Raw genomic sequence first — 11,834 nt, 5'->3', positions numbered from 1 at the left:
TAGCTGCCATCCTCTCAAAGTTGGCCCCTCAACTGGCACACCTCATACGGCGCACCATGCCGTAACTGCGCGTTGCTTATTGCGACCTACGCTAGCTCCTCGGCTTCCCCACTAGGTTCAATCACCACCGGCTCTGCCGCCTCAGGTGTGGTCTCAACCGGACGCAAGTCCTCAGCCGCGTAGAAATTCGGCACGAGGTCTTCATTGTGGCGAATTTGGTAACGTAGCGCTCGCTGCTTATGGTCCCAGTGAATTTCGCGAATGACGGCGGTTTGCGGCGTGTTTTTCATACCGCGGGAGAGAACCTCGACCCACTGGCCGATCTCGTACCCTTCTCCCTGCACTTCATTCCAAAGCGCCGGCTTCACTCGTATTGCCTTGTCACCGTAAACGAGCCGGTCGAATTCGTCGTCTTCCGCACGCTCTCGCCGGAACACGCGGTCGCTGGGGATGAGCGTGCGGGCCAACTCGACATCCTCGGGATGCAACCAGGCGTCGCCATCTTCGGGCCAGTGGGCGAAGTAGCCGTAGCGAGGTTCTTCTCTTGCGGTTAGTTCCGGGGCTGGCGGCATATTGCGACTCTCCAATGGTTGAGAAGTTGCTCGGCAGTTGCGGTGAATAGCCGCGTGCAGTCGATGGCGTAGCGGCTAAGCCGCGAGCGGCTCACTGTTATTTTAGCAATAACCCGTACGACCGGCCAACGGTTCCTGCCCGCGCAACCGAGAATCGCTGCCGCAAGTGCCTAAGCGCACTATAATAAAACGGTGGCGTTGCGTTTGTGCAACATGCCGTCGCCGGTCGGCCTATTGCAAACGAAAGCAACCATGAACCTCCACGACTTGCTCGAACATCACGGCCTGGGGGCAAACCCGTTTGCCGATGAGGATGCGCAGACCGATCCTGTCTTTCAAGGTCGGTGCCGCAGCAGCGTGTTTCATCCCAACTGGGACAAAATCTACGGCGATCCGTCCAGCCCTGCCACGTCGATCGTGTTTGGCGAAAAAGGTGCCGGCAAGACGGCCATGCGATTGCAGATTGCCAACCAACTGCACGAGCACAACCAGAGGGACTCCGACTCGAAGGTGTTTGTCATCGAGTACGACGACTTCAATCCATTTCTCGATCGATTTGCCGACCGGTTGAGCAGTCGCAAGCGCCGCAGCCCCGATAAGGTGCTAGCCGAATGGAAGCTATGGGACCACATGGATTCGATCCTGTCCCTCGGCGTGACGGACGTAGTGGATCAGGTGCTAGGGGTACGCCGAAATGGCAATGGCAGTAACGGCAACGGAGAGCAGGTTAATAAGCTGCCCTCCGACGCGGCGAAACGACTCGACCGTTTTCAGAAACGCGATCTCCTACTGCTTTCTGCCTGCTACGACAATTCACTGACTGAGACGTTTCAGTCGCGCTGGTACCGCCTGCGAAAGCGATTGCGCTACTACCCATGGCAAAGTTGGTTCATCCGTGGCATTGGTGTGGCAGTCAAATCGGCCGTCATTGGCACGATACTCTACACGAAGAATTACAGCTGGCTCGCTACGGTTTGGCCTTGGCTTATCATTGCCCTGGGCTGGGCACCCTGGATGGCACAAGTTTGGCGATGGTGGATGCAGGCTCGGGGTGTGTCGAAGCACCTACGGGCGATCAATCGCGATTCCCACCCGTTGCGTCAGGTGCTCATGCAGTTCTCCGGTCGCGACATCAACGGACAGCCCCTGCCGAATAAATATCGCACGGACGATCGCTATGAACTGCTCTACAAGTTCCAAGGAGTACTACAGGCGCTCGGTTATGCCGGCGTGGTCGTGCTTGTGGATCGAGTAGACGAGCCGCACCTCACCGGCGGCGCGTTGCCTAAGATGAAAGCGTTTGTGTGGCCGCTGTTGGACAACAAGTTCCTCAAGCAACCGGGCTTTGGGTTGAAATTGCTACTTCCAGCGGAGCTATCTGAGTACGCTTTGAACGAAGACCGCGACTTTTTTCAGCGTGCAAGACTCGACAAGCAAAACATGGTGCCCTCACTGGAATGGACCGGCCAATCGCTCTATGATTTGGCCAACGCTCGCGTTGCTGCCTGTGGCACCGAAAACCAGCAGCCACGGCTACAAATGCTCTTCGACGATACAATCGACGAACGGCGGCTCATCGACGCGTTCGCAACATTAAGAGTGCCGCGGCATCTCTTCAAGTTCTTGTATCGTTTGCTAGTCGCGCACTGCCAGTCGCATGTGGATACCGACCCTGTCTGGGAAGTTCCGCTCTCGACTTTCGAAACGCAGCTAGCAATCTACCAGCGCGACCAGAAGACGCTGGATGCGACACTGGCTGGGTAAGAACGGCCATCCGGCAAGCTACGCCTCACCCAGTGGCCTGTCGCATCCTTGAGCGCGCAACTGTACGTAAGGAACTAGCAAAATGCTAGCAGCGTCTTCTTCAATTGTCGCTCTAGGTCGGCTTGACCCGCTGCGGGCCATTTGGCACACTCCCGCCCCGTGTGAATGGTCATGCCCACTGCTGGAGACTTCCCGATATGATTCGCTTTACATTGTTGCTTGCCCTGTCCGCCCCGCTTGTTTGCACCGGTTGTGGCGGTTCCGACACTTCCTCAGCAGCAGCTAGTCCGGCTGGTCCAGTTGCCACTGGTCAATCCCAGGCCCAACAGATACCCACCGATCAATCGGAGCGAGTCGTCTACGAATTCCTCGAAGCCTTGCGCCAGGGGAAAACCAACGTCGCGAACGCTCGCCTGACGCCGATCGCTCATCAGTTGCTGGAGCGTCACGACCGCTGCATCGTCATGCCTGCCAGTGAAACGGCCAGTTTCCGCGTAGGGACCGTTGAACAGCACGATGCGCAGCGAGCGACTGTCGACGCTGTCTGGTCAGACCTCGACGTGGACGGCAATCGCTACAACGAACAAACTCTCTGGGCCTTACGGCTTATCGAGGGCAAATGGCGGATCTCCGGAATGGTCTCTGACATTGAGAGTGAAAACCCAGTGGCATGCGATTTTGAGAATCCTGCCGAGTATGCCCAGCCTAGCCAGACTCAAACCCCAGACATCACTCGCCAGGCTCAACAGCCGGCTGTTGACCCCTTTAAAGAAGGCGTGAAACGCTAGCATGAATTTCGGGGATTCCCCGCAAACCCTTGCAGTAAAAACACTTAGAGAATCAGCCCTCGGTTCACCGAACCGTGGGCTGATTCTCTTTTCATAGTAGTTGCCCGAAGATTCATCTCGGGCAATTGCCAGGACAAGCCTGTACGTGTTAGGCTGAGCAACAGCCAAACCGTTCAACTCAACCTGAATTGCCTGACTTGACGGAGGGGCCACTTGTAGGCCCCGTGTTTGCGTGATAGATTTGCCGCCTAAGTTATCTGACGCTCAAAGTCACCCTGATTAACCGCTGTTGATACTGTGTTTTTGGAAAACACTGTGCTGTAAGAACAGCGGGAAGCCAGTAAGACCCCGCCTTGAGCAACAAATTGAAACTGAGAAAAGAAACCGCAACTGAGTGCCAGCAAGATTCATTCTTGGGGATCCCGCTGGTGGTCGCGTTTCACATAGATATCCCTTTAAGATTACTGAATAACTGAATAGTAGTCGGGGAGCAATGAAAAAGATGTCCGACCTTTGTCACCGTCACTTAGGCTCGGGGGGATTTCAAGTTGACGGTTACCGTTTAGGAACAGGCGTTTGTAACGCTGGATTCCATGCACCCTTACTTTCAGAGTGGGAGATTTAAGATGAATCGTGTTGTCACTATTGCAGCAGCCCTTGTGTTTGCTGTCGTCACTTTCGCCGTAACTGGCACCGAAGCTGAAGCTGGACTATTTGGTAATCGCAAGAGCAACAACTGCTGCGAGCCAGTCTGCTGTACTCCAGATCCTTGCTGCAAGCCAAGCCGTCGCGAGCTACGCAAAGCCCGCAAGGCCTGCAAGAAGGCTTGCGAGCCAACTTGCTGCGAGCCAGCCCCAACGTGCTGCCCTGCTCCAGAGCCAGTTTGCTGTGCAGCTCCTGAACCACAACCTTGCTGTGCTCCAGCTCCAAAGCCTTGCTGTGCCCCAGCCCCAGCTTGTGGCTGTGCTTCTGCCGCTCCAGCTTGTGGCTGTGCTTCCGCCGCTCCATCTTGTGGCTGTGCTTCCGCCGCCCCAGCTTGTGGCTGTGCTTCTGCCGATCAAGGTCCTGTTATGATGCAGACCTCGACAACCGTTCAGGCCGGCTGTGGTTGCAGCGGTGGCACGGTAGTACCCGTGGAAGCTGCTCCTGTACAAGAGTCCGCTCCTGAAGCTCCTGAAGCACCTGCTTCGGACGAAACCACCTGAACCACGCCTTGCGTGATTCGAGTTGTTTGAATAATCGAAAAGGCCGGGCCTCAATATGAGGTCCGGCTTTTTTTACAATGTGTCTCCCCTGGAGTGATTTGGCATCAATAACAGCCGTGTGCAAGGCCTCCTACATCCTCTAGAACTTGTGCTGATGTTCTCCCCCCAGGGCCCCCACGAGCACGTTGGAATGAGCCTCTCAACGCAAGCCTTCTTAGCGTTCCTCCCGATTCTGCTTGGAGGTGTCCTGCTAATCGGCTTTCGTGTTGCAGCGAAGTGGGCCATGCCAATCGTCTATGCCGTGACAGGTTGCATTGGACTGTGGGCGTGGCAAATGGATTTTACGCAGGTTGCCGCCGCATCCATCAAGGGCTTGCTCGTTTCTGCCAATTTATTATGGATCATATTTGGCGCCATCTTGCTACTCAACACGCTCGAACAATCGGGCGGTGTTTCGGTCATTCGCCGGAGCTTTCGCGGCATCTCGGATGATCGACGCGTGCAGGTGGTAATCATCGCCTGGATGTTTGGCTCGTTTATTGAAGGGGCTGCTGGCTTTGGTACGCCGGCCGCGATCGCAGCACCCCTGCTAGTGGCGCTGGGCTTCCCTGCCGCTTGTGCCGTCATGATCGGCATGATGATTCAATCCACTGCCGTTACTTTCGGGGCGGCAGGCACGCCCATTCTTGTCGGGGTTCAAGACGGCATGGGCGGGACAGCCTTTGGTGAGAGCTTAGCTGCTCACGGTTTTACGACGAGCGAGTTCCTGCACCAAGTCAGCAAGCGAGTCTCAGTCGTCCATGCGATTGCCGGCACATTCATGCCCACGCTCATGTGCATGATGATGACTCGCTTTTTCGGGCCGCAGCGTTCCTGGAGAGCCGGGTTGGAGACTCTACCATTCACTCTTGTCAGCGGGCTCGCCTTTACCATTCCCTACATGGTGACGGCATTTCTGCTCGGGCCCGAGTTTCCCTCGCTCGTTGGCGCGCTCGTCGGCTTGCCAATCGTCACGATCATCGCGCGGCGCAAATGGTTGCTACCTGCAAAAGCGTGGGACTTCCAGGCGAAGCAAGAGTGGCCCGCAGATTGGAACGCCAGCAAGGAACCAGCCAAAACTGACCTCTCTGAGGGCCGCAACATGTCCTTCTCGCTGGCATGGATCCCTTACTTGCTTGTCGCTATTTTGCTGTTGCTCACCCGCACCAAAGCGCTCGGACTGGGCAACTTGCTCCAGAGTGTTTCGCTCAGTTGGTCGAACGTACTGGGAACAGAAATCTCAGCCGTGAGCAAGCCGCTTTACCTGCCGGGCACGGTCATGATGATTGTTGCTGCAATGACTTTCTTCCTGCATAGGATGAGCGTCGGGCAACTCAAGCGGGCTATCGGCGACTCCTCAAGAATTCTACTGGGGGCTGGATTCGTGCTGGTCTTCACCGTTCCCATGGTCCAAATATTGATCAATTCCAATGTGAACCAGGCTGGTTACAGCAGCATGCCCGTCGCGATGGCGCAGTGGGTCTCGCAGCATGTAGGCGGAGTATGGCCAGCGTTCGCGGGCGTCGTGGGAGCTCTAGGAGCCTTTATTGCTGGCTCCAACACGATAAGCAATCTCACGTTCTCTAAATTTCAATTCTCTGTAGCTGAGCAATTGAATATCAGCGGCATGATGACCGTTGCCCTCCAGGCTGTCGGAGCGGCAGCGGGCAATATGATTGCTATCCATAATGTCGTCGCCGCTTCAGCAACGGTCGGACTGCTGGGCCAGGAAGGTTCCACGCTGCGCAAAACCCTTTTGCCCACGATCTACTACTTAGTCGTTACAGCAGTTTGTGGACTGCTGGCTGTCTACGTATTTCGCATCTCCGATTTCACGCAAGGGCTTGACTTGCTGACCGCGAAGCCGCTAGCTGAATCTCCTGGCTAGAACAAATTCCGAGTCACTGCAATGAAACATGAGGCGCAGCTCGCAGGCTACAGAGAATGTGTATAACGATGCGGTGCTCTAGTTGCCCTATTGAGCAAACTGCTCTTCTTCCAGTCCCAGCTTCTTCATCTTCTTGTAGAGCGTCGTGCGGTTCACACCGAGCGCGTCTGCCGTAGCGTTCCGATTCCAAGAGTACTCTTCGAGCGTTTCGAGGATGATCTGACGCTCAGGGCCTTCGAGTGCTTCTTTGAGCGTTTTCTGGCCAACTCGGGGAATGCTGATCGAAGGAGAACCAACGATATCCTTAGGCAAGTCGCCAGCCGTGATAACTTCTGTCTTGCCAAGGAGCACAGCCCGTTCCACCGCATTTTGCAATTCGCGAATATTACCGGGCCATGCGTAGGATTCGAGAGCGATGAGGGCATCGTCACTAAATCCGGTTACTTGACGATTTGTGTCTTCCAGCAGTTCAGTCAGGAAATGCTGAGCGAGCAGAGGAATATCGCTGCGTCGCTCGCGAAGAGCAGGCACCGCAATATTGATCACGTTCACGCGATAGTAGAGGTCTTGACGGAAGCGTCCTTCGGCGACGGCTTCGGCGAGGTCCTCGTTCGTGGCAAGAATCACCCGGACATCAACCTTAAAGGTTTCCGCTCCGCCGACTTGCTCGAACTCTAACTCTTGCAGTACGCGAAGCAGTTTCACCTGCATGGCAGGGCTGGCAGTACCGATTTCATCGAGGAAAATCGTGCCGCCATTGGCTTGCATGAATTTGCCAACCTTGTCTGTACTGGCACTGGTAAAGGCACCCTTCACATGGCCGAACAGTTCGCTTTCCAGCAAATTCTCTGGCAATGCACCGCAAGCAACTTCAATGAACGGCTTGCCAGCGCGATCGCTGTAGCGATGAATCGCTCGGGCAATCATGCTCTTGCCGGTGCCGCTTTCGCCAGTCACCAGTACTGTGGCTTTTGTGTCAGCAACACTCTCAACCACTTCGAACACACGCTGCATACGTGCGTCGCGACCCACAATGGTGCCCATTGAGTAGTGCTTGTCGAGTTCCTTGCGAAGCTGCGAGTTTTCTTCGATGACCTGACGCTGAGCAAAAGCACGCTCGAGCGCCATGAGGAGCTCGTCATCGATTAGAGGCTTGGTGAGATAGTCAAGCGCCCCGGCACGCACCGCTTCAACCGCAGAGTCTGCATCACCGTAGCCGGTCATCAAGATGACATTGGTTTGCGGATACGAGCGGCGGACCTGCTCGAGTAGATCGAACCCATCGCCATCTTGTAGGCGAACGTCGATTAGAGCCAGATCGTACTGATTGCGGCCCAAGAGTTCGGAGGCCTCGCCGGCGCCGCGGGCGCCATCAACGGTAAGCCCTTCGCCTCGTAACCAGTCAACCATGGACTCAAGAACTTGGCGGTCGTCATCGACAACGAGCAGTGAGCCGTTAAGCATATCGAAATCTCCCCTCTGAGAGTCTGCCGCGCGGGCAGATTCACTCAGCGCGTTAGTGCGTGTACTTCTAGTGGACACTCATTTAGTGGACCAACGAGCAAGTGCAGCAAAGCGTTTGGGGAGAGAACGCTTCGCGTTGCGATTCCGGGGAGTGGCTCGCAATGGCTGTTGCTTAATAAGTACGTCGCAGGTCGCACCAGGTCAACATTGTTGCTAGAAAGCAGCAGAAAACAGGTGGGCGGGTTGTGCCGGTTGTGCCAACAGAGAGAAATCGACGTAGATGGTCCCGTTAGCCGACGAGCTTGCTCGCCGTGGAGATTGCCTCACTTCCCAGGCAAAGACCGCGCAAACTTCACCCCGCGGTCAACCCAGCCCCTCAGCGCCACGTCGGTCTTGAAACCGGCAGGCATAACCAGCGCCCACCCACGCATGACTTTTCCGGTGATGTCCATCGGCTTCACATACGGCTCCGCCTGAGTCGCCTCGTGGTCTGCATTAGCCATGGCTTGAGCACCTAGCTGAGGTAATGCAGCTCCAAAAACTCTGAGCGAAAGTTTTGCGGCGCGGTGATCACATCCGGACGGCCTTCGGGTGTCATGTCCATGAGATTCCAATAAGGCCACACGGTATCCATGTGATTGTGCGACAGCTCGGTGCCCCAAAAGTGGTAGATGCCATCGTCTTGCTTGGTGAACACGTGCATCACCGGTTGCAAGGTGTCATCGGTCTCACCTGACTGGCACTTGTAATCAACGAGATACGAATTCGACTCCGAAGAAATCAGTTCGATGTTGCTCCAGCCGCGCTGCTTTGCCCAATCGTTGATCTGTTGAGCCGGAGCTTTTGCAACGACGACTAACGCGGCGTCCTGACTCACTGAGATGGTCGCCCGATCAAATCCGTCGATTAATGAAGTGCAAGAAGGGCAAGGGTTGTCCCAGTTCTTCCCAAACATATAGCTATAAAGTAGCAATGTGCTCTTGTTGCCAAACAACTGGCTGAATTTCACTTCCTGCCCGAGTTTGTCATCGTCGGCACCCTCGAAAACGTAATCCTCCTTCAACTTTCCGCCGCGGGGCAGCTCCCGGCGTTTCGCGGCAACCGCCTTCACTTTTTCAATCAGGCTCTTTTCTTCTTCGAGCAACGCGTCGCGAGCGTCGCGGTATTCCTGGGTCTCGTTGGGAAAGCGCAAGTCGGACATGGAAGAGCTCCGGGGAACGAGGACGATCTCAAGACAGACATCACTGCGCCTTAGTCTACCCTATCTGACTGTTAGGCAGTAATCCGCGGCCCCGATCCGTGATGCGTCAGCCGTCGAGGTAGTCGTTCCGAGGAGATCGCTACCCGGCCCGCGGGTGTGCTTTCTCGTACGCTTCGCGAAGATTCGCGGTACTCAGATGCGTATAGATTTGCGTCGTCACTAGGCTTTTGTGGCCCAGCAACTCCTGCACGCTGCGAATATCGGCCCCGCGATCCAACAGATGCGTCGCGAAGCTATGCCGCAAAGTGTGCGGACTCGTGCGCGAGTCGAGGCCCGTTTCCTGCAAGTACTTCTCCAGCATCCGACCAACGCTGCGAGTCGTCAGCCGCGTTCCAAAACGGTTCACGAATACGGGCGCACCACGACCGGTAGCTTCCTTCGGCGAGAGTTCTCGAACCTTCAGCCATTTCTCTAGTGCGCGTGTCGCGAAAGAACCTAGCGGGGCGAGGCGTTCTTTGCGGCCTTTACCTCGGACGCGAAGAATGCCTTGCGAGAAGTCGAGATCGCCGTCGTTGAGGCCAACCAATTCGCTCACTCGCAGCCCAGCCGAGTAAAGCGTCTCGAGTATGGCGCAATCGCGCACACCAAGCTTTTTCTCCGTGGAAGGCGCAGCAAGCAACTTGCCAATCTCCTCCGAGGAAAGAAAATGCGGCAACTTGCGACCCTTGCGCGGGTTCCTCAAGGCGCGAGCCGGGTTGCTATCGGCCCACCCATCTCGTTGCCCAAAGCGATAGAAGCTACGCAGCGAAGCAAGCTTGCGAGCGATCGAGGTTTTCGCGTAACCCGCATCGTGCAAGGCGGAAAGAAATCCGCGGAGTTCCACAGCAGCGATGCTCTCTGGCTCCGGCGTGCTGCCATCTTCTTCAGCAAAGTACTCAGCAAACGCCTGCAAGTCTTCCCGATAGCCTTTGAGCGTATGCGGCGAAGCATTCCGTTCGATCTGCAAATGCTTCAAAAACTGAGCAATTTTGCTTCGCATATATAGATAGGCTTCGGGGGTAGGGATTAGCTGGATGGGGATCGATGTCATGAGGGAAGGTTGTGAAGGCCCTCCAAGTTCATTTCCACTAGCCCTACTACCCTAAAAACCTATTTCCTCTTCTCACTTAAACGGAATCTCGTCGACTTTAATCTCTTTGCTCGGCGCATTGTTGCGCAGTTTCTGGCTGAGCACGGCGGCGTCGTACCAGCTGAAACTTAGCTCGGGGTTCGACGCAAAACGCCCGAGCGTACGCAAGGTCTTTGCGCGCTGGGAATCGTCGTAGAGAAAAACGTACCGTTCCTTGCCCTTAACCAGGGCTAGCACATTGATATCGTCACTCACGGGTCGGGCTTTCTGGGGTGCGGGCACTTCTTGCTCGAAGTACGTTTTGGGTCGGCGACACACATCGGGTCGTGCGTCTTTTCTGGCGGGGATGGCTCTTGGCGAACGGAGCACACGGCAGCGCGAAATCCGTTCGCAGCAGTGGTCTCAGCTCGGCGTCTCAAACTCGGGCTATCAATTGAGAGTCAAGCCATCAGCAGCGTGGTCGAAACTTCGCTTCAAACAACCGTCTGCTAGAGGGTTTATCGGACATCGGGCCAGCGCCACACCATGCTTGTTTTTCGACTCCCGCCGCGAGCCGATAGCATTTCAGAGATATGCAAGTGACAGCAGAAGCGGACGAAGTCGTCGCTGCGTTGCAAGTAACCTTCCCAACCACCGAATCGCGCGTCGTCTTGAAAGTACACGTAACCCTTGAGCGCCTCGGTAATTTCAGGGTCGTTGCCCCGATAGATCTTCGTGTGGTTGAGGACCGGTCCATGATGTGGCACACACTCAAACAACTCTTGCTGCTGGCACCCGTTAAGGATTGCTCCGCTATGGGGCGTCATGACGATCGTCCCGGTCGTGTCATTTGTGCCGTTCATTGCACCCGGCAGCAGCAACGGCTCATCCGGCGCGGGAGCTAGCATCTCCGACGCTTCCGTGCTGTCACTCGATGGCAAAGGCAAAGCTTCCGATGCATCTTCAGCACCAGCAAACGCAGGCTCTTCAAACACGTCCCGATCACTGATATCTCCAGCTTGATCGCCCGGAGCCACTTCTTCGACAGCCTGTGCGAGCCGCACCGATTGGAAGCCGGCTTGCTGCGTTCCGAAGCCTGAATCGGTGCTCACCTCAGGTGGTGGTGGGAGTACTTTAATCTGCGTATTGCAAGCCGAGGGCTGGGCGGTCATCTCCGAGCGAGCCTGGGCAAGCTGCGCTTCGTAAACGAGCGAGTCGGGAATAAACTCTTCCTCAGGCGTGTTCCAAGGTAAACCATATCCTGCAGGGATTTCATGGAAACCAACGTCTGCCGAGTACCACTCAACTTTCAGACCACAACGAGGCGGATAGTAGGCTGAGAAATCAGTCACCGATCCGACGGCAACGGCATCCACGCCAAGAATCTTTGCTAACCGCCGCGCTTCACCCGGACCGCTCAGATCGATTCGATGCTGAATCATCGCTTCTTCCACGACGGTTACCGGCACAACTTCAAAGCCCGGCGTTGCTTGTAGTTCGGCGAAATAAGCCATCGCAAACTGCCGGCCATCCACCGTAGGCTCGTCGCTTTGATTGAAGAAAGGCGCAACCGCCACGCGGCTAAGCTGTGGGAACGGGTTACGTATCACCGGACGGTACGTCACCTCGGGAATAATCAGGCGGCACCCTGCAGCGGGCAACACGCAGGCTGCTAGCAGTGTCCAGAGGGACACCTGGGAGAGCAGCGACGCTCTGGAGAGCGATTTGGACAACCGACTAATCACGCGAAGAATTCCACCACGAAAGGATCCCCCCTTTTTGGCTTACTCATATGGATCGACACA

The 11,834-nt window shown here is 55.9% G+C and carries 11 protein-coding genes; 4 read left to right on the top strand and 7 right to left on the bottom strand.

Going from position 1 to position 11,834, the window contains the following annotated elements; translation table 11 throughout:
• Positions 1-86: 86 nt before the first annotated feature.
• Positions 87-572, bottom strand: a complete 486-nt coding sequence (locus HG15A2_RS06290; RefSeq protein WP_145058909.1) for a DUF6960 family protein — start codon at positions 570-572, stop codon at positions 87-89.
• 252 nt (positions 573-824) lie between these two features.
• Here HG15A2_RS06290 and HG15A2_RS06285 point away from each other — a divergent pair, with 252 nt between their 5' ends.
• The 4 genes from HG15A2_RS06285 to HG15A2_RS06270 all read left to right on the top strand — a co-directional run bounded on the left by HG15A2_RS06285 (position 825) and on the right by HG15A2_RS06270 (position 6,256).
• The gene (locus HG15A2_RS06285) at positions 825-2,336 is read left to right on the top strand and encodes a hypothetical protein (protein WP_145058907.1); all 1,512 of its coding nucleotides are present in this window, start codon (positions 825-827) and stop codon (positions 2,334-2,336) included.
• A gap of 197 nt (positions 2,337-2,533) precedes the next feature.
• Complete coding sequence (locus tag HG15A2_RS06280; protein ID WP_145058905.1) at positions 2,534-3,124, top strand: hypothetical protein; 591 nt, start codon at positions 2,534-2,536, stop codon at positions 3,122-3,124.
• A 1,070-nt stretch (positions 3,125-4,194) separates the two neighbouring features.
• Positions 4,195-4,329, top strand: a complete 135-nt coding sequence (locus HG15A2_RS24775; protein ID WP_261342151.1) for a hypothetical protein — start codon at positions 4,195-4,197, stop codon at positions 4,327-4,329.
• Positions 4,330-4,519: 190 nt separating this feature from the next.
• Positions 4,520-6,256 carry an L-lactate permease gene (locus HG15A2_RS06270; RefSeq protein ID WP_145058903.1) on the top strand — a complete coding sequence of 579 codons (1,737 nt, stop codon included), beginning with the start codon at positions 4,520-4,522 and terminating at the stop codon, positions 6,254-6,256.
• Between the two features lie 87 nt (positions 6,257-6,343).
• On the opposite strand, the gene HG15A2_RS06265 is transcribed toward HG15A2_RS06270, so the two are convergent.
• The 6 genes from HG15A2_RS06265 to HG15A2_RS06240 form a co-directional block, all read right to left on the bottom strand.
• Positions 6,344-7,720: a sigma-54-dependent transcriptional regulator gene (locus tag HG15A2_RS06265; protein WP_145058901.1), complete on the bottom strand. Its 1,377-nt coding sequence runs from the start codon at positions 7,718-7,720 to the stop codon at positions 6,344-6,346.
• Positions 7,721-8,043: 323 nt separating this feature from the next.
• Positions 8,044-8,223 (bottom strand): hypothetical protein, encoded by a 180-nt coding sequence (locus tag HG15A2_RS06260; protein WP_145058899.1) that lies wholly within the window; start codon positions 8,221-8,223, stop codon positions 8,044-8,046.
• An 11-nt stretch (positions 8,224-8,234) separates the two neighbouring features.
• Positions 8,235-8,921 (bottom strand): DUF899 family protein, encoded by a 687-nt coding sequence (locus HG15A2_RS06255; RefSeq protein ID WP_145058897.1) that lies wholly within the window; start codon positions 8,919-8,921, stop codon positions 8,235-8,237.
• 139 nt (positions 8,922-9,060) lie between these two features.
• Complete coding sequence (xerC, locus tag HG15A2_RS06250) at positions 9,061-10,011, bottom strand: tyrosine recombinase XerC (protein ID WP_315851217.1); 951 nt, start codon at positions 10,009-10,011, stop codon at positions 9,061-9,063.
• Positions 10,012-10,083: 72 nt separating this feature from the next.
• Positions 10,084-10,368, bottom strand: a complete 285-nt coding sequence (locus HG15A2_RS06245) for a hypothetical protein (protein ID WP_246117895.1) — start codon at positions 10,366-10,368, stop codon at positions 10,084-10,086.
• Between the two features lie 179 nt (positions 10,369-10,547).
• A complete protein-coding gene (locus HG15A2_RS06240; RefSeq protein ID WP_145058893.1) occupies positions 10,548-11,774 on the bottom strand; it encodes a hypothetical protein in 1,227 nt (408 codons plus the stop codon).
• Positions 11,775-11,834 lie beyond the last annotated feature (60 nt).

The organism is Adhaeretor mobilis, assembly GCF_007741515.1.
GTDB lineage: Bacteria > Planctomycetota > Planctomycetia > Pirellulales > Lacipirellulaceae > Adhaeretor > Adhaeretor mobilis.
The sequence above is the reverse complement of the archived record's forward strand: the minus strand, read 5'-3'. Positions and strand labels throughout refer to the sequence as shown.

Excerpts from the sequence above, each read along its gene's own strand:
- HG15A2_RS06270 (WP_145058903.1), top strand. The coding sequence starts at position 4,520 with ATGAGCCTCTCAACGCAAGCCTTCTTAGCGTTCCTCCCGATTCTGCTT.
- HG15A2_RS06280 (WP_145058905.1), top strand. The coding sequence starts at position 2,534 with ATGATTCGCTTTACATTGTTGCTTGCCCTGTCCGCCCCGCTTGTTTGC.
- HG15A2_RS06265 (WP_145058901.1), bottom strand. The coding sequence starts at position 7,720 with ATGCTTAACGGCTCACTGCTCGTTGTCGATGACGACCGCCAAGTTCTT.
- HG15A2_RS06255 (WP_145058897.1), bottom strand. The coding sequence starts at position 8,921 with ATGTCCGACTTGCGCTTTCCCAACGAGACCCAGGAATACCGCGACGCT.
- HG15A2_RS06260 (WP_145058899.1), bottom strand. The coding sequence starts at position 8,223 with ATGGCTAATGCAGACCACGAGGCGACTCAGGCGGAGCCGTATGTGAAG.
- HG15A2_RS06285 (WP_145058907.1), top strand. The coding sequence starts at position 825 with ATGAACCTCCACGACTTGCTCGAACATCACGGCCTGGGGGCAAACCCG.
- HG15A2_RS24775 (WP_261342151.1), top strand. The coding sequence starts at position 4,195 with ATGATGCAGACCTCGACAACCGTTCAGGCCGGCTGTGGTTGCAGCGGT.
- HG15A2_RS06290 (WP_145058909.1), bottom strand. The coding sequence starts at position 572 with ATGCCGCCAGCCCCGGAACTAACCGCAAGAGAAGAACCTCGCTACGGC.
- xerC (WP_315851217.1), bottom strand. The coding sequence starts at position 10,011 with ATGACATCGATCCCCATCCAGCTAATCCCTACCCCCGAAGCCTATCTA.